Genomic DNA, 22,419 nt, shown 5'->3' on the forward strand with positions numbered 1-22,419 from the left:
ACCGGAGAATTTCTTGAAGATTTAATAACCTCTGCCGATACTACTTTCAAAGGAATTAGGCCTCAGTAAGGGATTTTTTCTTCCTCAGCGGTTCCCAAATTCAAACAGTTGTTTTAAAGTTACTGAGTTGCCGATCAAAATATGAATTGTATTGATAATCATTTACAATTCATATGTAGTAGCGTTCGTTCAACCAGATAAAGCGATAGGGGAAGTATGAAGTTCGCTGAAAATAATAATCAAGCTGCCGAGTATCTTCGTCAGGCAGTGCCATTAATGGTTAAGCATAATATACCGCCTAACCCGCTTAATTATGCTCTGTGGTATACCTACGTAAGTGATCGTGTGCCTGAGCTAAATGTGCAACTTGATAAGACCCTAACGACATACGGAACGTGTCCTACTATGCTCAGCGAACAGTTGTTCCGTGAGCATATGATCAGAGATGAGATTAATGGTGCTGAGGATATACAGGCCAATCTGATCAGCCTTATTAATGACCTTCATGAACATGCAGGTAATGCCGCCGAGAAAACTGAAAACTTCAGTAACGTTCTTGAAGAAAGCCTAGAAGCACTTCACCAGCAAGAAGACGGTGAAGCTAGCCTGCCAATTGAATCCATCATTCATGCCCTTTCCGATCACACGAAATCAGTCAGCGAAACGGCTCGTCAATTTCAGGAAAGAATGAATGAAGCACAAGCAGAGATTCAATCTCTTAAAGAAGAACTAAACAAGACCCGTCAAGACGCAAGAGTCGACCCTCTTACAAATCTATTCAACCGCCGCGCATTTGATGCAGAGATCAGTCAATTAGTGGGCGTGAATGATTCAAGTTTAGTGCTCTCGTTTATTCTTGTTGATATAGATCACTTCAAACGCTTTAACGACACTTATGGTCATCTGATGGGTGATAAAGTGTTGCAGTATGTTGGTAAGCTATTAAAAGAAGTTTGCCCAGAACCAATGTTGCCAGTTCGTTTTGGTGGTGAAGAGTTTGCGGTATTAATGCCTCAAACCGATAAAGAAACGGCGGCGGAGCTAGCTGAGCAAGTACGTCAAAAAATTCAAGCGATCCGTATTAAGCAGAAGAAGTCTGGTGAAATCATTAGCTCTATCACTGCATCGTTTGGTGTTTCTCAACTTACTGTTGGCGAAACTTCTGAACAATTAATTGAACGTACCGATAAAGCGCTTTACCAAGCAAAAGATGGCGGCCGTAACCAGGTTGTTATCTCCTCGTAAGATTTGAGTACACCTCATTCGCTGGAAAAAAGGTAAGTAGGGGCTACGTTGTAGCTCCGAACCCCCCAGCCCATAAATTACCTACCAATTGTTCATTCTGTATTTTGATTAGCTAAGTTTTAGCTGTTTTTCCGATAATTCCGCTGCAAAAACCCAAATCAATGACAGTTCAAAAGCATTTTAGCCTTATGCACAATTAGAAAAATAGCAATCAATATCAAATTTCTACAATAGCTTAATAAATTTAGATTAAACAAAATTACATAAGTACAATTCAGTCATTTTAAAACTGTATAATTTCATACCTTCGCTTTATCTCAGCCCCGCAGTTGTATAGCATATTCCCCATCTTCCTAAGCTTGGTTAGTCTTGGATACGCCTTAATGAAGTCTAAGGTTTTATTTATCTTATCTTGTTTTTACTTCACATCAGTTCAAGCAGAAGACAGAATTCATATTTTTGCAGCTACTTCTCTAACAGCACCGTTAGAAGAACTGTCCGTCAATTTCAGAAATAAACACCAACATCTGCCTGCATTAACTTTCGCCTCCTCCTCTGTTCTGGCACGACAAATCACCCAAGGCGCCCCTGCTGATCTCTATATCGCAGCAAATAAGCGCTGGATGGATTATGTGGAAAAGCAGGGTTCAATTCTGCCGAAAACAAGGCAGCCTCTGATCAGTAACCGATTAGTTATTGTTGGCAATAAAGACAATACAATTCCTCCTTTCCAATTTTCCAAAGATGTCAAAATTGATCATCTGATTGATAAACATTCACGCATTGCTATTGGCGATACTAATCACGTGCCTGTGGGCATCTATGCCAAAGAGGCTTTGCAATCTGCGAACCTCTGGCAAGAGTGGCAAAGCTATTTTGCCCCCACAAACAGTGCGCGTTCAGCCTTGGCTTTGACTGAGCGAGGTGAGACTCCGATGGGGATTCACTACAAATCCGACATTGTAGATAAACCTCAACTCAACATCCTGAGTGAGATCCCAGATGTAATGCACAGCCCAATAGTCTATGAGATTGCTAAAATTGAGGGTAAAGATAATGCTAGCATCTCATTATTTTATGAATTTCTATTTAGCAAAGAGGCAAGCAAAGTTTTTAAACGTTACGGTTTCAAAACGCTGCAAGAAAACTAATCCATGTTCATAACAGAATACGAGTGGGCCGCCCTATTACTGAGTTTAAAAGTATCACTCACATCTGTTCTGTTTAGCTTACCCGTTGCTATTGGCGTTGCTTGGGTACTTGCACGAAAAAAATTCCCAGGTAAGACCTTATTAGATGGCATCGTTCATCTACCTTTAGTATTGCCACCTGTCGTTATTGGTTATCTCTTATTAATTGGCTTTGGTCGCCAAGGCTGGCTCGGAAAACCACTTTATGAACTAACAGGACTAAGTTTCAGTTTTAGCTGGCAAGGTGCTGCATTGGCCGCTGCCGTCGTTGCATTCCCGTTGATGGTGAGAGCTATAAGACAAGGCTTCGAAGCCGTAAATCCAAAGCTTGAATATGCTGCTAGAACCTTAGGCTCCTCACCCACCAAAGTGTTTTTTACCATCACGCTGCCATTAACACTGCCCGGCATATTAACGGGGATCATTCTGGGTTTTGCCCGTTCGCTGGGTGAGTTTGGGGCCACTATCACGTTTGTATCTAATATCCCCGAAATTACACGAACGATCCCTCTGGCAATGTACTCCTTTATTGAAACGCCAGGGGCGGAAGTCCAAGCGGCTCGATTATGTGCCATCGCTATATTCATCGCCCTAGCATCCCTCTTAGCTTCTGAATGGCTAACTAGAAAAGCGAAACAGAAACTCGGGGGATCGCATGCTTAAAGTTGCCTTAGACACCCAATTGGGTGATCTCAAAATGGAATGTGACTTTGAACTGCCTCGCAGTGGTGTGACCGTAATTTTTGGGCGATCAGGCGCAGGAAAAACCAGTCTGATTAACTATATATCGGGCTTACTTAAACCCCATAAAGGCCGTATTTCCTTAAACGGGCGTGACCTTACCAATACCGAAACCAAACGTTTCCTTCCACCAGAGAAGCGAAGTATCGGCTATGTATTCCAAGAAGCACTCCTCTTTCCGCATTACAGTGTTCAAGGCAATCTACTGTACGGCTCGGAATACACTCCAGAAGATGAGAAATTCCAAAGCGTAGTTGAGATGTTGGATATTCAAGCGCTGCTGCAACGCTTGCCTAATACTTTGTCTGGCGGTGAGAAGCAGCGTGTAGCAATCGGGCGCGCCCTGCTTTCCGATCCTGGCTTATTGTTGATGGATGAACCCTTAGCCTCACTCGATCTACCACGAAAGAAAGAACTGTTACCCTACTTGGCAAAACTAGCGAAAGAGGTCGAGTTACCCATTTTGTATGTAACTCATAGCCTAGAAGAGATTATCCAGCTAGCTGATTACTTGGTTTTGCTAGAACAAGGGAAGATTCTTCAGTTTGGTAACGTTGAAGAAGTTTGGTCGTCGGAACAGATGAGCCCTTGGCTATCCGGTGATACCCGCAGCTCTCTTTTCAACGCAACCCTAGACCATCATCATCCTAGGCATGCAATGTCCTGCTTGAACATATCCCACAGCACTCAGCTGTGGATGCGAGCCTTAGACATACCTCCAGGTACGGCTTTACGTGTCCGAATTAAAGCTAACGATGTGTCTTTATCTAAAGAACAACCTCAGCAAACCAGTATTCGTAACATACTACCCGCTACAATCATGCAGATTGATGAAGAGTCGTCGCATCAGATCGAGGTCGTTCTGAATATAGGAGGCTGCAAGCTATGGTCACATATAACCTGTTGGGCATTAACGGAACTTAATCTCAAGGTTGGAGACAAAGTATATGCTCAAATCAAAGGTATTAGCGTAACCCAAGAAGATTGGTCTGGACTGTGACTGACTAATTTGTAACGATCACTCAATATTAATGGTTAATTTTATTGTCTTCGTATTTTCGTGTTTAATGGACTGATGACTACAACAAAGCGCACCATAATCCACTACTTGATCGCAATGACGCTGTTCTCTATCTATGGCGTTCAAGTATGTCCGTTCTTAGATTCTCTCACCACCGCGCAACTGCTCTTGCCCATATTAGTAACGTTTATTATTCAGGGCAGTCTTAGATACCTACTTGAAGGGCAGATTCAAAAACAGCCGTTAAAAACCAAAGTTAGCTTCCAGTTCAAAGTCGATCTTGGTTTATTTATTGGTTGCTCAATTCTACTTGGCCTGTTCAACACACTGGTTTATGAATTTCCGTTTGAGAGCGCGGGAAAAGTGTTAGTCGGTATGGGTGTACTGGGTTACCTAATCTCTTGTGATCTAGCCCTATTCAAAGAACATAAGCTAGCTCAATGCTTACAAGCACAGAAAGAACATTTAGAGCCTGATAGCTCGCCCTACCCGCTCACAAAAAAGTTCACTTGGTTCGCCACTATCTGTGCTATCTCAGTAATTGGCGTAGTTTTCTTGGTGATTAATAAAGACTTGGAGTGGCTAATCCACACAGGTGATAGCATTCCACTGGAAACTTCTCAACGCTATATCCTGACGGAGATTGTGTTTGTCGTCGGTGTGGTCATGGCATATATCTTAACCATCATTTTGGGTTATGCACGCAACCTCAAGTTCTTTATTCAGGCCGAAAACAATACGCTAGAACAAGTATCCCTAGGCGAGTTAAATACAGAAGTGCCGGTTACCACCAATGATGAATTTGGTTTGATGGCACTTCATACCAACCAGATGATCAGCTCACTTGCTCAACGTACACGCGAGCTAAACGTAACACGTGATGCCAGTATATTAGGTTTAGCCAGTTTGGCCGAAACCCGCGATAACGAAACCGGCGGACATATATTACGTACCCAAAACTATGTGCGCGCTTTAGCCATTAAGTTACGCCAAAATCCTAAGCACGCCGATTACCTAACTCCAGAAACAATCGAACTGCTTTATAAATCAGCACCACTTCACGATGTCGGTAAAGTCGGCATTCCAGATAGTATTCTGCTCAAACCGGGTAAGTTGACAGACGAAGAGTTCGATATTATGAAGCAGCACCCGCAGATTGGGGCCGATGCTTTAGAAGTCGCAGAGAACCAACTAGGCAGTAACTCTTTCTTGAGAATTGCCCGTGAAATCAGCTTAACCCATCACGAAAAATGGGATGGTAGAGGTTACCCTAAAGGCCTACAGGGCGAAGAGATCCCGCTGTCAGGTCGTCTAATGGCCGTAGCAGATGTTTATGATGCCCTTATCTCTAAACGCGTCTACAAACCTGCATTCAGTCACGAAAAGGCTAGAGACATTATCGTTGAAGGTAAAGGCAATCACTTTGACCCAGAAGTCGTCGAAGCCTTTTTAGACTTAGAAACAGAGTTTAAAGAGATTGCCGCTCAATATAGCGATGAGAATACCGTTGCCGCATAAGCTCTAAATAAGCTTATGCGTGTAACGAAAACTGCTTATGCTGTTGATCCCACAACCATAGGTTATCGTCCGTAATCTCGACACCACCTCGCCATAATCCATAATGATTTCCTTGCTGCCAGTGCCTTATACCTTGTAGCGCCTCAGCGCCTGCTGCAGTTAAGGAATACACCGCCGGCTCACCTTCGGTCACACTCACGTAAGGTATTTCAGCTTGTACCAATCGATCCAGCTCATGTTTGACCGATAAGTCACCCATAAAAGGATCCACTTCTAATCGCTGTAGATGATGGAAAATTCTCTGAAAAGTTGCCGGGCCTGACAGTATTTCGTAATAACGACTTTGCGCAGTCACACCTTCGGGTAGTCTGCCGTGCTGTTCTAGCAGCGCTAGATGTACTTCTAATGCTGGTAGTTCATCCGGCGCTTTTAAAAGGGTAAGGAGAAGATAGGTCTGAGTTAAAGTCAAACCGGTTTCTAAAGCCGGAAACTCGCAACAAAAACGTCTTAATGCCTTTTGCATATAAGGCCAGCCTTCAACCGGTTCAGCTGCATATTCAGCTAATCGTTCAGGGCTAGCAGCGGTTAAAGCAGACCAGATATCAGCTGCCGACTTGAGTTGTTCTAAAGTAAGTGATTCTCGCTGTGGATAGAGGCCACCCAACATCTCCGGGGTAAGGTTGCCGAAGCCATGAAAGAAAGGAACTTCAGGATGATCATCAATACAGATGATAGACAGCTTCGGTAATTGATCTATTTGTGAAAAGAGATGCTGACAAACATCTAACAACTGCAGCTGATCGTACAGATCATGTTCGAACCAGAGAACAATCTCGTCAAATTCTGCGACTCGCGCTATAACTTGATCACGCTCGGTAAAGTCTTTTGTGACAAGCGCTTTGGGATCATCAATATCCAGATCGCTGTTAACTAACAGCTCGGTTAAAAAATTAATCCGAGCCTCACGATTTAAGGTAGGCTGGCTTAAAACTGGGCCATCATGTAACAGGTCCCGCCAACATAAGACTTCGCCATCAATGCCGTCTGCTTCCTGCAGCATATCCCCGGCGCAATCGCCATTTGTGATATGTAACTTCACTCTCTACTCCTTGAATGATTAATCAGTGCCCTCAACCTGATTTACAGCATAAGCGATTTTAACCTGTAACGTTAGGCTTCTGGGATAACCGCTAATAGATCAGTCACTGCCAGATCGATACCTTTTTGGCTCAACATCGTGCTCACCTGCCCGCGGTGATGGGTTTGATGATTAAAGAAATGCTGCATCAGATAGCCAAAACGCTTTTCAAACTTATTACCCTGCATATTGCAGTAAACCAAGGAGTGGTTCAGATCATAAACTTCGATCTCATCGCATAATTCGACAATGGCACGATCAAGCAAGTAACGCGCATCACGCAGTTCTTCAAAATCGGAGTAAACTACCGTGCTTAGTTTGGCTGGGCGCTCCATCGCTCTTACTTCTTCTAAACTTTTGTAAGCTGATGGATGATCGGCAAAACGTTTTAACCAGATAATATCGCCCACCAATATATGGTTGAGCGTAGCTAAAATAGACCCAAAAAAAGCTCCCTGATCTGTACTAACTTCTCCCTCTTCGAGCTCGCTTGCGGCTTCGTAGATACTTTCATTCATCCATTGGTTATAACGAGCCATCAGCTCAAACTGGTCTTTCAGTGTCATAGTTCCTCCTTAGAATTCATCCATTTAAACAGCAAAAGATGACAACTTATAGAAACCTTACAAATAAAAGGTAGAATGCTGGTTTTTCTTTCTAGGTTAATTCTATGCTTAGCGTTTTAGTGATCGGCTACGTCTGGCCCGAACCCAACTCATCTGCAGCTGGTAGCCATATGCTGTCACTATTACGTCTGTACAAGCAGCAAGGATGGGAAGTCACATTTGCCAGCCCAGCACAAACCACAGAGCATATGATCAACCTAGATGATGAAGGCATCGCTCACTGTAACATTCAACTTAACAGTGACTGCTTTGATCAGTTCGTCAGCGACCTTAATCCCAATATTGTGATGTTCGACCGCTTTATGATGGAAGAACAATTTGGCTGGCGAGTCGAGAAGAACTGCCCAAACGCCCTACGCATTTTGGATACTGAAGACCTGCAATGCCTGCGTAATGCCCGACATCAAGCCGTTAAGCAAAACCGGGATATAACTCTGACGGATCTATACTCTGATCTAGCTAAACGAGAGATCGCGGCGATCTATCGCTCCGACCTATCGCTAATCATCTCCGATTACGAAACAGAGCTTTTAAAAAATCAGTTCTCGGTTCCAGAACAACAGTTCCATCATCTACCTTTTATGCTCAATCTAGATAAGCTGCCACATCAGGTTCAGAGCTTTGAAGAGCGCACTCACTTTATGATGATTGGAAACTTCCGCCATGCGCCTAATTGGGATTCTGTACTGGAGATGCAAAGGTTATGGCCGCAAATACGCCAGCACCTAAAAGAACGCGGCGAAACCAATGCCGAGCTACATATCTGGGGATCTTATCCACCACCGAAAGCCACAGCGCTAAACAATCCTAAAACAGGCTTTCTTATCAAAGGCTGGGCAGAGGATGCCTACGATACATTTAAGTCAGCCCGCGTTTGCCTTGCCCCACTACGTTTTGGCGCAGGTATAAAAGGTAAGTTGCTGGATGCGATGGTTTGCGGTACGCCAAGCATAACTACATCTATAGGCAGCGAGGGGATGTTGTCAGATCCGAGCCTTTGGCCGGGAGCGATTGCTGATAGCGATGACGCCTTTATCGAAGCTGCTGTAGAGCTATATCTAGATCAGCAAGCATGGCAACGTGCTCAGCAAAATAATAAAGCACTGCTAAAAGATAGGTACGATGGTTGCCAAACAGGGCCTGCTCTGATTTCACGTATCAAAGCGTTGCTAGAAAGCCTAGAGCAACATCGCCTACAAAATTTCACTGGGGCCATGCTTAATCACCACAGTATTAAAAGCACCCAATATATGTCCCAATGGATCACGGCTAAAAATAAGCTGGAAAGCACGCTAGAAAATCAAGAAAAGTCATAAGGTTGTCACAGTTCTAATTTACTCTGCTAAGATTTTTTAGATGAGAACAGGACAGAACATGGACAAGGTTTGGGAAGTCTTTTGGCGATTCCTATTATTAGGCTGCACCAGCTTTGGTGGGCCTGCTGCACATATTGGCTACTTTCAAAAAACCTTTGTACAAGAGAAGAAATGGATCGATCAGGATTCCTACGCAAGGTTAGTTGCCCTTAGCCAATTTCTACCGGGTCCAGGATCAAGCCAAGTGGGTTTTGCACTTGGCCTAAGACAAGCAGGTCTTTACGGTGGTATTGCTGCTTTCCTTGGCTTCACTGTGCCCTCGTTCCTAATTCTCTATTTGCTTGCCACAACCGATACACAAAACAGCGGTGGCTTTCTTACGGGTGCCGTTCATGGCCTCAAGCTCTTAGCCGTTGTCGTCGTTGCTGATGCCACGCTGAGCATGCAACGCAATTTCTGCAAAGATAACCAATCACTCAGCATTGCTATCTTCACTGCTGCGGCCCTTCTAATCGCCCCCTCTTTGTGGACGCAGATGACCGTACTGCTTATTGCAGCCGCTGTAGGCATCTATCTTAAAAAAGCTGAACTGACTTCAACAGATAAAGATCCAGAAACAGCAATTGAAAAGACAGAACAACCGGCAAAACTACCGTTAATCATCTTCGGCCTACTGTTTATTCTGATGCCACTATTCGCCCTTGTTTCTGACTGGGCATCACTCTTTAACGCGTTTTATCAAGCAGGCAGTTTAGTGTTTGGTGGTGGTCATGTTGTCCTTCCACTCCTGCAACAGACACTTGGCGAAGCGGTAGATCCAGACCGTTTTGTCGTCGGTTATGCTGCTGCTCAGGCAATTCCAGGTCCGATGTTCACCCTTGCAACTTTCCTTGGTGCAGATATGCAAAGCAATGCAGCACTTATGGGTGCCATTGTTGCAACTCTTGGTGTTTTCCTACCGGGCTTTTTATTGGTTTTGAGTCTTCAAGGTGCGTGGGAATCATTAGCGGCAAAACCTAAAATTGCGGGGGCCGTTTGGGGAATTAACGCAGCGGTTGTGGGTTTACTGCTTTCGGCTTTGTATCAACCGGTCTTTATCACCAGCGTTACCTCTGGATTAGATATGGCATTGGTGATTATCGGCTTCTTTACCCTACAAAAATTTAAGCCGCCGATCCTAGCGCTTGTAGCAGGGTTTGCGGTGGCTGGATGGGCTTTCTTTTAATTAGACTCTTTGTAAACAAAAGATTATTCGATATAAGGCTGGCTTTTGAAGATAAGAGTTCAGCCTAAATCAAATTTGTTTCTCCACCTCCAGTTCGTACGTCATAAACTTGCTTCCCATCAGCTCGCTCTCGTATACATTTTTCGACAATTTCTTTAAGAAGTTATATTCAGGTCGTGTATGGAGGAAGTGAATAAAGATCGTTTTGTGGCCCAGCTCTTTAGCCCAGCGCATGATTTCACGAAATATTTGTTTTCCTATACCCCAATAACTGTCATCGATGACAATAGCGATCTCGTACTTCCCTTCTTCTAACTGTATACCGCACCAACCAGCTAGCGTGTTCTTAACTTTAATCGCTCTAACCCTGCAACCCTCAACAGCATCAACCTCTATTTTTTCCTGAATCCAATCAGTCACCATCGCAAGACTAAATAGGTCATGATCTACCAGATGCTCCCGTGTCGATCGCTTATTTAACACAGGTAAAAACTCTAGCGGCTCAATATCAGTGAATTTTACGTATTCTAAAGAATGCATATGACCTTCAATAACTTGTTAATCGCGCAATAAAAAAACGCCCACTTTAAGGCAGTTCTACCTGTAACGAATGCCATAAGCGTTTATCACCTATCAACGCTCTGGTTTCATCCGAAAGCAAAGGGTTCGTGAGTTTAAAAACTTTCCGATGCTCTAGATTTGCTTTGGAAATAATATCGGCGGTAATCGGGTGTTGATCAAAAAGCGCTTGGAAACTTCCATTATCGATCGCTTTATTTAAACCTTCAGTAAGTCTGCTATGGAGCCTTTCATTTTCTCTATTCACAAAGAAGAACATCGGAGCGTGATATTGAACCAGAATATATCGTTCAACTTCCAAATTCGGTTTATCACTGATCTCTACCCAAGGCTCATGCAAGGCTCTTAAAAACAGGTCAAAACGTTTGTTTACCAGCATCGAGTGCAGAGTATGAGTCAAACCTGCAATAACGTTCATGCCATTTTCACGCAAAATTACCGTATCCGGCCAATCATGCCCCTGCCCTATAACAACACGTTGTAGCTGTTCTTTTGAAATATCGGGTGAAAACTGACTCTGATCGCCCTTACGAATAATACCAATGCGGTACCCCATCAACCCCCTTAACAGAGGAACAGGTACTGCCTTTAGGCGATGCTCCAATTCAACTGATGTCATCCTCCAAGCCACGTCGATATCCCTATCCGATTCAATCAACGTTGAGGTACGACTTTGCGGTACCTCTAAAATCACCGGCAAGACTTCATAGTCACCGTAGGTATCGCGAGTGTTTTCTAGGGCTAGATCCAGTAGATCAAGGAAATATTGCTGTTTAGCATCAGCATATTTTGTAGATGTAGCAAAGCGAACAGTATCTTTTGCGAAGCTTGGTTGGGCGGCGATAACTATATAAAACAGAAAGAAAAAAACAGGTTTCATAACAAGCCCCTCAGACTATAAAACAAGTATAGACGAGCTTTGATTAATCGATTCTGACGGGACAAAGAGAAGAAAGTCGAGCAACAAAAAAGCCGATGTATTTAAGGAACCTGCGAATAAGTCTCATACTTTCTCAGTGGGTTATAAAACGACCAGCTACGCGAAAGTCAGTGCAGTGAAATGTCTAGACCTTTTCAAACTGACTGACAATGTAGATGGTCGTTTTAGAGCCACCCTGCGGAGCTTACAGTGCAACCGAATCACTTTGTTAATGATTTTCGACAGGCAACCAGCATGCCTGAAATCATTGCCTCGTGCTTCAATTGCTCTGTAAGCCTGTACCCAAGGGGCATAGCAAAGTCGTATAGGACTTGTTCGCAGATTCCTTTACATCGGCTTTTGGTTTTCCATAGAGAAGAAAAATTAGTTTGAGCTTGGCTCACGCATAGTAACAAACTCTTCAGCAGCCGTTGGGTGGATACCAATCGTGCTATCGAAGACCTCTTTCGTTGCACCTGCTTTAAGAGCGATACCGATACCTTGGATGATCTCACCCGCATCTGGGCCAACCATGTGGACGCCCAATACCTTGCGGCTATCTGCATCCACCAGCATCTTCATAAAGGTACGCTCTTCACTGCCGCTGATGGTGTGTTTCATCGCACGGAATTCAGATTTGTACACTTCGATATTGTCGTACTGCTCCCGCGCTTGCTCTTCGCTTAAGCCGACAGTGCCGATATTAGGCTGACAGAACACAGCAGTTGGGATTAGATCGTAATCTACTTTCTGGTTTGCACCTGCATATAGGTTACGCACCAATGCCATACCTTCTGCAAGCGCAACTGGTGTTAGCTGAACACGGTCAATTACATCACCTACAGCGTAAACAGATGGAACATTGGTCTGGAACTCATCATTAACTACGATAGCGCCGTTTTTACCTTGTTCGATACCTAGCTCTTCAAGTCCCAAGCCCTGAACCTTAGGGTTACGGCCTGTCGCGTACATGATCTGATCTGCTGCGATTACAGAACCATCAGTCATAGTCGCAAGTAGTGAACCATCCGCTTGTTTCTCAATCGATTCAATGTTGTTGTTAAACTGTAGATCCACACCTTTCTTCGCCACTTCTTTGGCGGTGAACTCACGGATTTCATTATCGAAACCACGTAGGAAAAGATCACCACGATAAGCCAAAGTTGTTTTCGCACCTAGGCCTGCAAAGATGCCAGCAAACTCAACCGCGATATAACCACCGCCTACGATCAAAGCGCGCATAGGAAACTCTTCCAAGTAGAACACTTCATTAGAGCTGATGATGTGCTCTTTACCCGGAATATCCGGAATGTTCGGCCAACCACCAACAGCAACCAGAATACGCTCGGCAGTGTATTGTTTATCACCTACAGCAACCGTGTGTGCATCCACCAAAGTTGCGCGACCGTTAATAAGCTCACAGCCCGAGTTCACCAATAGGTTTTGGTAGATACCGTTTAGACGCTCAATCTCTTTGGTTTTGTTGTCACGTAGAGTGGGCCAATCAAATTCCATACCTTTGTGAGTTAGACCAAAACCTGCCGCCTCTTCAAAGCTTTCTGCGTAGTGAGATGCGTATACAAATAACTTCTTAGGTACACAACCTACGTTTACACAAGTGCCGCCAAGGTGGCGATCTTCTGCAATGGCAACTTTAACACCCATGCCTGCTGCCATACGTGCCGCACGTACACCGCCTGAACCCGCACCAATTACAAATAGATCAAAATCGTATTCCGCCACAATCGGCTCCTTTTCTTGTGTCAATCTTCAATGTGCTCACTGTACTGAAACCTGAATATGAAGGCCAATAAAGAAAGTTAAACACCCCGATAGAATTTACTAATTCATTATGAGTATCCATCCGGCTAAATGTTCACTAAAATCCATTTTTTATTTTTGTTCAGGATTGCGGCCTTATGAAACTGATTTGCTTTAACGTTAACGGACTACGTTCCCGCCTTCACCAGCTACAAGCGGTTATCGATAAGTATCAGCCAGACGTTATTGGCCTGCAGGAAACCAAGGTTCATGACGAAGCCTTCCCAATGGCAGATGTTGAAGCGATGGGTTACCACGTAGAGATCCACGGTCAAAAAGGTCACTACGGTGTTTGTCTGATCTCCAAAAAGCCATTGAGCAATGTACAAAAAGGCTTTTTAACTGACGAAGAAGACGCTCAGCGCCGCATGATCATGGGTGACTACGAGACTGACGAAGGCAACGTAGTAACAGTATTGAATGGCTACTTCCCTCAAGGTGAGAACATTGAGCATGAAGTTAAATTCCCAGCCAAGCGTAAGTACTATGCTGATCTACAAAGCCACTTAGAAACAAACTACACACCTGATCAGAACATTGTGGTGATGGGCGATCTAAACATCTCACCAGAAGATAAAGATATCGGTATTGGTGAACCAAACCGTAAGCGTTGGTTAAAAACGGGTAAAGCCAGCTTCCAACCAGAAGAGCGTGAATGGTATGGCAAGCTAACCGGTTGGGGCTTAACTGATTGCTTCCGTCATCAGAACCCAGATGAAGCTCAGGTATTCAGTTGGTTTGATTACCGCTCACGTGGTTTCGATGCTGAGCCAAAGCGCGGCCTGCGTATAGACGGTATTTTGCTAACAGCACCACTGCTAGAGAAATGCACTGACTCAGGCGTGGATTACGAAATCCGCGGTATGGAGAAACCATCTGACCATGCGCCAATCTGGGCAGAGCTAAGCGTTTAAATCAGATTTTTACAGGGCTGGCTTACAGAGCAAAAGTAAGTGGCCCTGTTTAAGGTAGATCAAAATACTTAGCATCCATCTCACAAAATTCTACCAAGGCATCATGAGCAAGTTGACCATTCGAATGCGACATTCTTAATAAACGCTTCACCCGTTCATCCAGATGTTGGTAAGAACTTTTATCTCCCGTTCCTAAAAACCTAAAGCCCATCTGCCAACGGGAAAACTCCCGCTCTGCTAAATTGTCATTGGTGTAGATGATATCCATATCTCTATGGCGCGTATCTGCTCTGATATCTGCCGCGATCTGCTTGATGGACGCTTCCGGCCCTTCTAACACCTGAAAAAATAGCGGAGGATCAAATAGCAACAAACCTGTTAACTCCAAGCGTTTATTTTTGGTTCGAGCCTGATTCATTAGCTCCCTTAAGCCCTCTAAGGAAAACTCATTGGCCTGATGACTGATATAAACAAACTGATGCAGCATCCATAACCTCAGCGACGCAGTTAATTCCTGATAAAATCAGGCTAGCTCAAGAGCAATCTTCTGTTAGCGACTTCTGTTAGAATAGCTCATCACTTTATCTTCCACCTTGAGTTATCACTTCAATATGTCGTTTTCTGCGCTCGGTCTATCTGATTTCCTGCTATCTGCACTGTCTGATTTAGGCTATGAACAACCTACGCCTATTCAGCAACAATCGATCCCGGTCACCCTAGAGGGAAAAGATGTTTTAGCTGCTGCAGAAACAGGCTCTGGTAAAACCGCTGCATTTACACTACCGATTTTACAAAGCTTAGCGACAGCCCTACCGCCGCGAAATAACTTAGTTACCGCATTGGTATTAGTACCTACGCGTGAACTGGCAGTACAGGTGGAAGAAGCGATCCGTCAGTACGGCCGTAACTTCCCAAGGAAGCTTAAATCTCTGGCGATTTACGGTGGCGTATCCATCAATGCACAGATGCAGGCGATGCGTGGTGGTGCAGATATTGTGGTTGCAACACCTGGGCGACTAATCGATCTATTCGAGCGTAATGCCGTTGATCTACGTAACGTCAGTACGCTAGTACTCGATGAAGCCGATCGCATGTTGGATCTAGGCTTTGCCGATGAACTGGATGACATCCTTGATGAACTGCCAGAACAACGTCAAAACTTGCTGTTCTCCGCAACCTTCCCAAAAGGTGTGCAGGAACTTACTGACGATTTTCTGGATAACCCAGTCAAAATTAAGATCGAGCAAGAGAGCACTATCCCAGAACAGCTTGTACAGCGTGCCATTGAAGTCGACCACAACAACCGCACAATGCTGTTAAAGCACCTGCTTAAACAGCAAAACTGGGCGCAGATTCTGATCTTTGTTGCCAGTAAACGTACCGCTAACAATGTCGAGATGAAGCTTTACCGCTCCGGTATTCAAGCGAAAACCCTACATGGTGATCTAACACAAAAAGAGCGTAACCAAGCGCTACAAGAGTTTAAATCGGGTGAATGTAAAATCCTGATTGCCACAGACCTTGCAGCCCGTGGTATCGATATTCCAAACCTACCTTGCGTACTTAATTACGACCTGCCTCGTGCCGCTGCCGATTACGTTCACCGTATTGGTCGTACTGCCCGTGCAGGCGAGATCGGCGCAGCGATCTCCTTTGTCGATCACGAAGGCGATGCGCACTTTAAACTGATCGAAAAGCGCACTCAGCAAAAGATTAAACGCGAGCAAGTCGAAGGCTTTGAACGCTCCACAGAAGTACCCAAAGAAGTGTTAGCTAAAAAAGGTAAAGCACCGGTTAAAGGCAAGCGTAAGAGTAAGAAAGACAAACTACGCGAAGCTGCTGCGGCCGAAAAGAAAGGCGGTGTAAATCCTTGGAAGGGTAGAAGCTAAGATAAAAAGTTACAGCGGTATACGTAAGAGCTTGTTCAGTTAAAATCAGATTAGAAAATAAAAGCCCCCTTATGGGGGCTTAAGAAATGATTTATAGAATTATTTCACATTGAAAGATCCTGCGCACTGCGGCTCTATAAGGTATTCACTGCTATCCCCTGAAACCATCTCTACAAAATAGTTACCAGAAGCTGAGTAACTTCGAGTTGACAAATTAAATTGCCAATTACCGTCAACGTATGCAAACTGATTACCCTCGAACGAGTTACCTGGTGAGAGAGTTTCCACATCAACTGCACTTTCGGGTGAAGCTGAAGAAGAGTATTTCACCGAAATAACTGGAGGGGTAGTAACATCAGCATCAGTGACCTCAAAACCATCAGCGTCAATTAATACCGCTTTATATGGTAGCGCTCTGTTCTTTTTAACAGAAACACTTTTATCCATAGGGGAGTCAAACCCCACGCAAGCAAGCTTGTCAGCAGAAGTAGCTGTTACCTCGACTTTATCAAACGAGAATCGCCTATCACCTGTAATACTTATAGCTTTAAGGTTATCAAAACCACTTAGAAGAAAAGAATTGAATGAAGCACTAGTTAGATTGACCGTTGTTTCAACCACTTTATCTAAGTTCTCATCGTACCCAATGATTCTTACATTGGATACTTCCCTTCTATATACAGTGGCAAGAGATAGACCGGTTAGAGTGAAAACTGCACCAAGATCTTCAGGTGAAATAATTGCCGTAGCCTTCACGGTTGCCGACCAGTTAAGAGTCAAAAAGCTCGGGGCTTTGTCATCACCTAGACTTGCTTTATATTGTAGACTGTAAGTTTGATGCCCCGCTTTCACACATGCTTCTACAGTACCAAAAGAATCACACCGTTTTACAGCTGTCACGAATCCTTGCTCGGATACATTATTATAAACATCACCTGCAGGAACAGCTTCGTAATCAAGTACTGCTGCCTGCACAGTGATAGGAATCGAAACAGCAAGAAGAGGTATTATTTTTTTACACAAAGTTGAACTATTCATATCACAACATCCCATGTAAATAATTATTTTGTGCAGACCAGCCGTCTATTGACTGCTTACCAAATAGACCTGTGACTTTCCGTCCTTGCCTCACGGCAAGTTTGGCGACAGTAAGAACCTTTCAAAAATTACAAATATGGTTCTTGATTACACTGCAATTTAGTACATTTATTGATCAACACAATGTTATGACTTAGAGAATTAGAATATTCATTCAAATAATAAAACGATCTTAAATAACCGTTTTATTAACACAGTGCCAAGGGTCACCATAACCAAGTAAAACACTCGTAAGAAACTAACAATTAAACTCTACCAACCACACCATCAATTTTTGCCATTGAGTTGGCAAAATTGGCGAAGCCATATCCTTTGTCATTCACGAAGGCGATGCGCACTTTAAACTGATCGAAAAGCGCACTCAGCAAAAGATTAAACGCGAGCAAGTCGAAGGCTTTGAACGCTCCACAGAAGTACCCAAAGAAGTGTTAGCTAAAAAAGGTAAAGCACCGGTTAAAGGCAAGCGTAAGAGTAAGAAAGACAAACTACGCGAAGCTGCTGCGGCCGAAAAGAAAGGCGGTGTAAATCCGTGGAAAGGTAGAAGCTAAGGTCATTAAAGATCAGGGCTGAATCGGCTAGGTTCAGCTCTTCTACTCAATAACTCTAAGATAAAAATCAGTGAGTTTGGATATCCTCATCCACTTTTGAACATAGATCGTCGGCATACTGCTCAAGCGCCGTCTCATACATCTCTTTCCAAGAATTAAAACTCGTATGGGTTTTAATCACTCTATCAAGTTGCTCGTTTTGTGTATCGGGATAAAGCGCTGACTTCATTTTGCACTTATGCAAAATCTGCCATAGATTTGTGAAGCAGCTATTCCTAGATAGGAAAGCCCTAGGGAATAGCTTTTCTAGCTCGCCATCATCTAGATAACCTTCTTCGATTCTCGTCATCGCAAACATCCTTATCTCCCAAACAGTACACATACAAAGTGTAGGTCTAATATAGTGATGTGCGCCATGAAACTTAGGTACTCGCCCAAAAGGCTTAAGAATAGAAATATACTGCGGTAAAAATCTGGGTTGAATCGGCTTAGTTCAGCGCTATCAAAACCATATAAAATCTAATGCACAATATATATGAAATTACATATATATGATTTTCCGTATATAATCTAAACTCTCTTTCTTACCAACAAGATTAGGTTTTAGCTTTATGGGTATATTCGAACGTTTCCTCACCCTTTGGGTAGGTGTCTGCATTCTGGCGGGTGTTGTACTGGGGAATTTAATCCCAACCTTCTTTGAACAGATCGCAGCGCTAGAATTTGCTCATGTAAATTTGGTGGTCGCAGTATTTATCTGGGTGATGATCTACCCGATGATGGTACAGATCGACTTCACTGCACTACGCGATGTTGGTAAACGACCAAAAGGAATCGCTCTGACGCTGGTAGTTAACTGGCTGATTAAACCCTTCTCTATGGCGCTCTTAGGTTGGCTGTTTTTCCGCGTTCTATTTGCAGATCTGGTTGATCCAGAAAGCGCCAGTGAATATATCGCAGGTATGATTCTACTGGGCGTCGCTCCATGTACCGCTATGGTGTTTGTCTGGAGTCAGCTTACCAAAGGCGATCCTAACTACACCTTGGTTCAGGTATCGGTAAACGACGTGATTATGGTGTTTGCCTTTGCACCAATCACCGCTTTCCTTTTAGGTGTGAGTGATATTAGTGTGCCGTGGGATACATTGCTGCTATCGGTTGTGCTGTATGTATTATTGCCGCTAATCGCCGGCATCTGGACACGCCATAAACTGGAAAAAGCAGATAACGGTCAGCGTCTAGAATCATTCTTAGCCACGCTAAAGCCTTGGTCGATTCTCGGCCTACTAGCTACTGTGGTTCTGTTATTTGGTTTCCAAGCAGAAAAGATCGTTAATCAACCGCAATCGATTCTGCTGATTGCTATCCCGCTACTTATCCAAACTTACGGCATTTTTACACTGGCCTACTTTGCCGCTAAGTGGATGAAGCTCCCGCACAACATCGCTGCCCCTGCCTGTATGATCAGTACCTCTAACTTCTTTGAATTGGCAGTGGCCGTGGCGATCTCACTATTTGGCCTGCATTCCGGTGCAGCATTAGCGACGGTGGTGGGTGTATTGGTGGAAGTGCCGGTGATGTTGTCGTTGGTGGCGTTTGCTAATCGGACGAGGCATTGGTTTCCTTCTTAACAGCGGCCAAAAACAGTCGAAACCAGCTAAGAACTGCATAAGCATAGGCCATTATTTTCTACACTTTTCAAACATACCTATCTCTGTCAGTATTGGGTTAACTAAGGAGATAGGTTAGCCCACCTTAATGGATTAATGAGAATGATTTTTATAAACAGTCATTTTTCAATTTTGATGTAGAAACACGACAATTTGTCGTCTTTCTACAAACACTCGATTTTCATAAATCCATAATTAAGTATTTAGCTTCAATGGGTTAAAGACCATTCCTGATTAATTTTAATTTGGTGATATACGACAAAGTGTCGCCTTTCCGCAAACCACTTGTCGTATATTTAGCTGTTATATTTTTTGAGCATGTTCGAAGCATCTAATTACATCAAGCCAACTGAATCACTAGACACCCCAGAGTCGGTTGTTATCGCTTGTATTACTGCTTACAAGAAGTGGTCTAAGGATTGCCAATCTTGGGAGAAAGAGCACAAAGGTCGGGTTTCTGAACTCTCCAAAGGGCCCGCTAAAGATTCTCACATTCAACTTCGAAAGCACTTTTGTGCACCTCTAAATAGGCAGTATCACAGAAGTCATTCTGGTTACTACTTCCTTGGTGGCATCGTAGACTCAGAGGCCTCAGTCCTAAACGTTGTGCATATCAACAGCAAAGAGACTGAGGTCTACACCAAGCTTACCAACACTAAGAACAAACAGTTAAAGTTCCATGTAGTTCGCCAAGGTACCAACTGGCGTATAAAGTCATTATCTCGCAACAATGGCAATAATAAGTGGGTAGACGAGTACCTGTAAAAATATAACAATCCAATGAATCTGACCCAGTAAGCGCCACTGGGTCAGCACGAGGCCGCCACAGTGTAGCGGCGCTCACTGGGCAGCTTATTGGGGCGTTAGGGCTCCAAATGCCATCATACTCAGACATTTATGTAATTTCAGATAAGCGAGATAGAAAATCTGTAGAAGAATTTCTGAATGAGTTTCTTCCATACAGAGATGAATCGGCCGATGAGTATGAATTCCCGCAATATTCGGATAGTGCAGAAATTGTCTTTTCCTCTGCGGATGATGCTCTGAATAAATGTATAGATGAACCAGATTTAGACTATCGATTATATTGGCGAGCGTTGGGTGAAAAGAAGCCAGAACATGCAATGGTATTCTTTTTGTCTGATGGTTATGTAATTTTCGGATTATCTACCGACGATGCTTATCCAGAATATGCGTCAGAACTATTGTTAAAAATGCAATCCTTTTTAGGCAGCACTTTGGGTTATATAGGCCATGAGGCATCGCCAGATGCAGAGAATTTAGAGCAATTCAAAAGAGAAATCCGTGTACATCAGCCCTAACAAAGGAACCTGAGGGTCAGGTCTTGTATCTTGCACTTAAATAATATCCGTATGCGCCTGATGTGGGCCTAAGCTCAGATTTAAAAGGAATTACATCTATGAAAATACAAAATATCTTTCTTATTTTTCTTTTTTTCACCACGGCAGTTAATGCAGATAGCTCTGAAGATATTCTTTATGCATATGCTGATATTCCACCAAAAACTGAACTCAACGAGCAATTGGCCATACCTGCAGGTAAATCCTACATAGCGACATACAAAGCGAAGCGTAAAGTACCAATTAACATACAGGTGGCTGGGTTGAGGAACACTGCTAAAGGTTTTTCTGTATACGCTATGCCAAAGAGCCAACTTAAAAACTTTATGAAAGGAAAACGATTCAATCACTATGCGCAGTTCTCCCGGACCAATGTAACTAGTTTTGACTCAACAATTGTATTTCCAAAAGGCGAAGTGGCATTCGCAATCAAAAACGCGAATAACCTAGTAAATCCTATTAATGTACATGTGGTCATCACCACACATCCACAAAATTAGGATCAATAACTGGGGTCAGATCTCCCTCTCTTAAGTTATAATATAACTTTTCGTGTCAGCATTAAGGCTCAACCCCATGTCATTTAAATTTTTCTATACCGACTACTCTACTGATAAGCATGTGCGTTCGGATGAGGCTGTTTCTGAAATCTTAGAGAAGGTGATCGAGCATATGCAGAGTATGCTGAAGGAGCCGGATAACTTTATCGGTTTGATTGATGAGAACAACCTTATGCTGCAGTTTATGGTTGAGGATGATGGTTCAATTTTGGTGGATGTACCAATGCATGAGCGTAAAGGTTCGTTTACTAAGCATGCTGACTTGAACGAGTCGATTGAGATTGTGCGCAGTCTGAATGATGAGATTGTGTGGGAAGAGATCGATGGCCTGCAGTTTAAGAACTGGTAAGCCGAATACCAGAATGAAAGGCGAAAAACGGATCGCTTATAAAGCGATCCGTAGTGCTAGACCAATCATCACCAAACCACTCACTTGATCGATCTCTTTGGCCTTTTTCTGTAGGGCTTTGATCACCTTCTCTTTCGATAGCACTACCGCTACGCTGCATAACCACAGCATATCGATACACACTACAGTGCCCATATAGATCAGCTTTTCGGTCACCGATTGATCCGCCGATACAAACTGCGAGAACAGTGCGATGAAGAACAGCGCCAGTTTAGGGTTTAAGACAGAGATCATCACCCCATCTCGGACGGCTTCTGAGTACGGACCTACGGTTTTGTCTTTACCGAAGTTGGCATTACCTTTAGAGCGGATCGCTTTTAAACCAAGCCATGCTAGGTACAAAGCACCGACATAAGTGATCACTTGATAGAGCATCGGGTGTTCCGATACCACAACACCCAAGCCCCATAGGGTTAAGATCGCCCAAACGGCTACACCGGTTGAGTGACTCACTGCGGTGATCACACCATGTTTACGGCCATTTCCTAATGTCTGGCGCAATACTACCGCCAAGCTTGGGCCTGGAGACATAGTGCCTAATAGACATACAACAACGAATGAAAGCCAGATGGCCAGAGTCATGGGAGTCACCTCGATCAGTAGATGGAGGCATTGTAGTTAGCTGAAAGGA

General features: G+C 43.7%; 24 protein-coding genes and 1 riboswitch. Of the genes, 15 read left to right on the top strand and 9 right to left on the bottom strand.

The window, feature by feature from the left end; all coding sequences use genetic code 11:
• Positions 1–216 precede the first annotated feature (216 nt).
• The 5 genes from ACMXYN_RS11340 (at position 217) to ACMXYN_RS11360 (ending at position 5,715) form a co-directional block, all read left to right on the top strand.
• Positions 217–1,245 carry a GGDEF domain-containing protein gene (locus tag ACMXYN_RS11340; protein ID WP_415891912.1) on the top strand — a complete coding sequence of 343 codons (1,029 nt, stop codon included), beginning with the start codon at positions 217–219 and terminating at the stop codon, positions 1,243–1,245.
• A 383-nt stretch (positions 1,246–1,628) separates the two neighbouring features.
• On the top strand, positions 1,629–2,396 hold the full coding sequence (gene modA, locus ACMXYN_RS11345; protein WP_415891913.1) for a molybdate ABC transporter substrate-binding protein: 768 nt from the start codon (positions 1,629–1,631) through the stop codon (positions 2,394–2,396).
• Between the two features lie 3 nt (positions 2,397–2,399).
• The gene (gene modB, locus ACMXYN_RS11350) at positions 2,400–3,098 is read left to right on the top strand and encodes a molybdate ABC transporter permease subunit (RefSeq protein WP_415891914.1); all 699 of its coding nucleotides are present in this window, start codon (positions 2,400–2,402) and stop codon (positions 3,096–3,098) included.
• On the top strand, positions 3,091–4,176 hold the full coding sequence (gene modC / locus ACMXYN_RS11355; protein ID WP_415891915.1) for a molybdenum ABC transporter ATP-binding protein ModC: 1,086 nt from the start codon (positions 3,091–3,093) through the stop codon (positions 4,174–4,176). The genes modB and modC overlap by 8 nt, the downstream gene beginning before the upstream one ends.
• A 75-nt stretch (positions 4,177–4,251) precedes the next feature.
• Positions 4,252–5,715 (top strand): HD-GYP domain-containing protein, encoded by a 1,464-nt coding sequence (locus tag ACMXYN_RS11360; RefSeq protein WP_415891916.1) that lies wholly within the window; start codon positions 4,252–4,254, stop codon positions 5,713–5,715.
• A gap of 13 nt (positions 5,716–5,728) precedes the next feature.
• Here the strand turns inward: ACMXYN_RS11360 and ACMXYN_RS11365 are convergent, their stop codons facing one another.
• A complete protein-coding gene (locus ACMXYN_RS11365) occupies positions 5,729–6,814 on the bottom strand; it encodes a DUF1835 domain-containing protein (RefSeq protein WP_415891917.1) in 1,086 nt (361 codons plus the stop codon).
• A 71-nt stretch (positions 6,815–6,885) separates the two neighbouring features.
• Positions 6,886–7,419, bottom strand: coding sequence for a DinB family protein (locus tag ACMXYN_RS11370; RefSeq protein WP_415891918.1), 534 nt, complete (start codon positions 7,417–7,419; stop codon positions 6,886–6,888).
• A 104-nt stretch (positions 7,420–7,523) separates the two neighbouring features.
• Between ACMXYN_RS11370 and ACMXYN_RS11375 the strand changes: the two genes are divergently transcribed.
• Together ACMXYN_RS11375 and chrA are read left to right on the top strand one after the other, a co-directional pair.
• On the top strand, positions 7,524–8,795 hold the full coding sequence (locus ACMXYN_RS11375) for a glycosyltransferase (RefSeq protein WP_415891919.1): 1,272 nt from the start codon (positions 7,524–7,526) through the stop codon (positions 8,793–8,795).
• A gap of 58 nt (positions 8,796–8,853) precedes the next feature.
• The gene (chrA, locus tag ACMXYN_RS11380) at positions 8,854–10,020 is read left to right on the top strand and encodes a chromate efflux transporter (protein ID WP_415891920.1); all 1,167 of its coding nucleotides are present in this window, start codon (positions 8,854–8,856) and stop codon (positions 10,018–10,020) included.
• A gap of 69 nt (positions 10,021–10,089) precedes the next feature.
• On the opposite strand, the gene ACMXYN_RS11385 is transcribed toward chrA, so the two are convergent.
• The 3 genes from ACMXYN_RS11385 to gorA all read right to left on the bottom strand — a co-directional run bounded on the left by ACMXYN_RS11385 (position 10,090) and on the right by gorA (position 13,261).
• Positions 10,090–10,560, bottom strand: a complete 471-nt coding sequence (locus ACMXYN_RS11385) for a GNAT family N-acetyltransferase (RefSeq protein WP_415891921.1) — start codon at positions 10,558–10,560, stop codon at positions 10,090–10,092.
• Positions 10,561–10,606: 46 nt separating this feature from the next.
• Positions 10,607–11,479 (bottom strand): hypothetical protein, encoded by an 873-nt coding sequence (locus ACMXYN_RS11390; RefSeq protein ID WP_415891922.1) that lies wholly within the window; start codon positions 11,477–11,479, stop codon positions 10,607–10,609.
• 423 nt (positions 11,480–11,902) lie between these two features.
• Positions 11,903–13,261, bottom strand: coding sequence for a glutathione-disulfide reductase (gene gorA, locus ACMXYN_RS11395; RefSeq protein ID WP_415891923.1), 1,359 nt, complete (start codon positions 13,259–13,261; stop codon positions 11,903–11,905).
• 176 nt (positions 13,262–13,437) lie between these two features.
• On the opposite strand from gorA, the gene xthA reads away from it, so the two are divergent.
• On the top strand, positions 13,438–14,253 hold the full coding sequence (xthA, locus tag ACMXYN_RS11400) for an exodeoxyribonuclease III (RefSeq protein ID WP_415891924.1): 816 nt from the start codon (positions 13,438–13,440) through the stop codon (positions 14,251–14,253).
• Between the two features lie 49 nt (positions 14,254–14,302).
• Here the strand turns inward: xthA and ACMXYN_RS11405 are convergent, their stop codons facing one another.
• On the bottom strand, positions 14,303–14,740 hold the full coding sequence (locus ACMXYN_RS11405) for a BLUF domain-containing protein (RefSeq protein ID WP_415891925.1): 438 nt from the start codon (positions 14,738–14,740) through the stop codon (positions 14,303–14,305).
• A gap of 124 nt (positions 14,741–14,864) precedes the next feature.
• On the opposite strand from ACMXYN_RS11405, the gene ACMXYN_RS11410 reads away from it, so the two are divergent.
• On the top strand, positions 14,865–16,142 hold the full coding sequence (locus ACMXYN_RS11410) for a DEAD/DEAH box helicase (RefSeq protein ID WP_415891926.1): 1,278 nt from the start codon (positions 14,865–14,867) through the stop codon (positions 16,140–16,142).
• Positions 16,143–16,241: 99 nt separating this feature from the next.
• Here ACMXYN_RS11410 and ACMXYN_RS11415 read toward each other — a convergent pair whose 3' ends face one another.
• Positions 16,242–17,180 (bottom strand): hypothetical protein, encoded by a 939-nt coding sequence (locus ACMXYN_RS11415; RefSeq protein ID WP_415891927.1) that lies wholly within the window; start codon positions 17,178–17,180, stop codon positions 16,242–16,244.
• A 28-nt stretch (positions 17,181–17,208) separates the two neighbouring features.
• Positions 17,209–17,296: riboswitch (cyclic di-GMP riboswitch) on the bottom strand.
• A 369-nt stretch (positions 17,297–17,665) separates the two neighbouring features.
• Between ACMXYN_RS11415 and ACMXYN_RS11420 the strand changes: the two genes are divergently transcribed.
• Positions 17,666–17,788: a hypothetical protein gene (locus ACMXYN_RS11420; protein ID WP_415891928.1), complete on the top strand. Its 123-nt coding sequence runs from the start codon at positions 17,666–17,668 to the stop codon at positions 17,786–17,788.
• A gap of 67 nt (positions 17,789–17,855) precedes the next feature.
• On the opposite strand, the gene ACMXYN_RS11425 is transcribed toward ACMXYN_RS11420, so the two are convergent.
• A complete protein-coding gene (locus ACMXYN_RS11425; RefSeq protein WP_415891929.1) occupies positions 17,856–18,137 on the bottom strand; it encodes a hypothetical protein in 282 nt (93 codons plus the stop codon).
• A 262-nt stretch (positions 18,138–18,399) separates the two neighbouring features.
• On the opposite strand from ACMXYN_RS11425, the gene arsB reads away from it, so the two are divergent.
• The 5 genes from arsB (at position 18,400) to ACMXYN_RS11450 (ending at position 21,728) form a co-directional block, all read left to right on the top strand.
• Positions 18,400–19,419, top strand: coding sequence for an ACR3 family arsenite efflux transporter (gene arsB, locus ACMXYN_RS11430; RefSeq protein WP_415891930.1), 1,020 nt, complete (start codon positions 18,400–18,402; stop codon positions 19,417–19,419).
• Positions 19,420–19,776: 357 nt separating this feature from the next.
• The gene (locus ACMXYN_RS11435; protein WP_415894486.1) at positions 19,777–20,223 is read left to right on the top strand and encodes an NTF2 fold immunity protein; all 447 of its coding nucleotides are present in this window, start codon (positions 19,777–19,779) and stop codon (positions 20,221–20,223) included.
• 110 nt (positions 20,224–20,333) lie between these two features.
• Positions 20,334–20,780: a hypothetical protein gene (locus ACMXYN_RS11440; protein ID WP_415891931.1), complete on the top strand. Its 447-nt coding sequence runs from the start codon at positions 20,334–20,336 to the stop codon at positions 20,778–20,780.
• Between the two features lie 98 nt (positions 20,781–20,878).
• A complete protein-coding gene (locus ACMXYN_RS11445; RefSeq protein ID WP_415891932.1) occupies positions 20,879–21,319 on the top strand; it encodes a hypothetical protein in 441 nt (146 codons plus the stop codon).
• Positions 21,320–21,395: 76 nt separating this feature from the next.
• Positions 21,396–21,728, top strand: a complete 333-nt coding sequence (locus ACMXYN_RS11450; protein ID WP_415891933.1) for a hypothetical protein — start codon at positions 21,396–21,398, stop codon at positions 21,726–21,728.
• A 36-nt stretch (positions 21,729–21,764) separates the two neighbouring features.
• Here ACMXYN_RS11450 and ACMXYN_RS11455 read toward each other — a convergent pair whose 3' ends face one another.
• Positions 21,765–22,370, bottom strand: a complete 606-nt coding sequence (locus ACMXYN_RS11455; protein WP_415884027.1) for a LysE family translocator — start codon at positions 22,368–22,370, stop codon at positions 21,765–21,767.
• Between the last annotated feature and the right edge of the window lie 49 nt (positions 22,371–22,419).

It is taken from the genome of Neptuniibacter sp. PT8_73, from assembly GCF_047778045.1.
Classification (GTDB): domain Bacteria; phylum Pseudomonadota; class Gammaproteobacteria; order Pseudomonadales; family Balneatricaceae; genus Neptuniibacter.

Excerpts from the sequence above, each read along its gene's own strand:
- ACMXYN_RS11340 (WP_415891912.1), top strand. The coding sequence starts at position 217 with ATGAAGTTCGCTGAAAATAATAATCAAGCTGCCGAGTATCTTCGTCAG.
- modA (WP_415891913.1), top strand. The coding sequence starts at position 1,629 with ATGAAGTCTAAGGTTTTATTTATCTTATCTTGTTTTTACTTCACATCA.
- modB (WP_415891914.1), top strand. The coding sequence starts at position 2,400 with ATGTTCATAACAGAATACGAGTGGGCCGCCCTATTACTGAGTTTAAAA.
- modC (WP_415891915.1), top strand. The coding sequence starts at position 3,091 with ATGCTTAAAGTTGCCTTAGACACCCAATTGGGTGATCTCAAAATGGAA.
- ACMXYN_RS11360 (WP_415891916.1), top strand. The coding sequence starts at position 4,252 with ATGACTACAACAAAGCGCACCATAATCCACTACTTGATCGCAATGACG.
- ACMXYN_RS11370 (WP_415891918.1), bottom strand. The coding sequence starts at position 7,419 with ATGACACTGAAAGACCAGTTTGAGCTGATGGCTCGTTATAACCAATGG.
- ACMXYN_RS11375 (WP_415891919.1), top strand. The coding sequence starts at position 7,524 with ATGCTTAGCGTTTTAGTGATCGGCTACGTCTGGCCCGAACCCAACTCA.
- chrA (WP_415891920.1), top strand. The coding sequence starts at position 8,854 with ATGGACAAGGTTTGGGAAGTCTTTTGGCGATTCCTATTATTAGGCTGC.
- ACMXYN_RS11385 (WP_415891921.1), bottom strand. The coding sequence starts at position 10,560 with ATGCATTCTTTAGAATACGTAAAATTCACTGATATTGAGCCGCTAGAG.
- ACMXYN_RS11390 (WP_415891922.1), bottom strand. The coding sequence starts at position 11,479 with ATGAAACCTGTTTTTTTCTTTCTGTTTTATATAGTTATCGCCGCCCAA.
- xthA (WP_415891924.1), top strand. The coding sequence starts at position 13,438 with ATGAAACTGATTTGCTTTAACGTTAACGGACTACGTTCCCGCCTTCAC.
- ACMXYN_RS11405 (WP_415891925.1), bottom strand. The coding sequence starts at position 14,740 with ATGCTGCATCAGTTTGTTTATATCAGTCATCAGGCCAATGAGTTTTCC.
- ACMXYN_RS11410 (WP_415891926.1), top strand. The coding sequence starts at position 14,865 with ATGTCGTTTTCTGCGCTCGGTCTATCTGATTTCCTGCTATCTGCACTG.
- ACMXYN_RS11415 (WP_415891927.1), bottom strand. The coding sequence starts at position 17,180 with ATGAATAGTTCAACTTTGTGTAAAAAAATAATACCTCTTCTTGCTGTT.
- ACMXYN_RS11425 (WP_415891929.1), bottom strand. The coding sequence starts at position 18,137 with ATGACGAGAATCGAAGAAGGTTATCTAGATGATGGCGAGCTAGAAAAG.
- arsB (WP_415891930.1), top strand. The coding sequence starts at position 18,400 with ATGGGTATATTCGAACGTTTCCTCACCCTTTGGGTAGGTGTCTGCATT.
- ACMXYN_RS11435 (WP_415894486.1), top strand. The coding sequence starts at position 19,777 with ATGTTCGAAGCATCTAATTACATCAAGCCAACTGAATCACTAGACACC.
- ACMXYN_RS11440 (WP_415891931.1), top strand. The coding sequence starts at position 20,334 with ATGCCATCATACTCAGACATTTATGTAATTTCAGATAAGCGAGATAGA.
- ACMXYN_RS11445 (WP_415891932.1), top strand. The coding sequence starts at position 20,879 with ATGAAAATACAAAATATCTTTCTTATTTTTCTTTTTTTCACCACGGCA.
- ACMXYN_RS11450 (WP_415891933.1), top strand. The coding sequence starts at position 21,396 with ATGTCATTTAAATTTTTCTATACCGACTACTCTACTGATAAGCATGTG.
- ACMXYN_RS11455 (WP_415884027.1), bottom strand. The coding sequence starts at position 22,370 with ATGACTCTGGCCATCTGGCTTTCATTCGTTGTTGTATGTCTATTAGGC.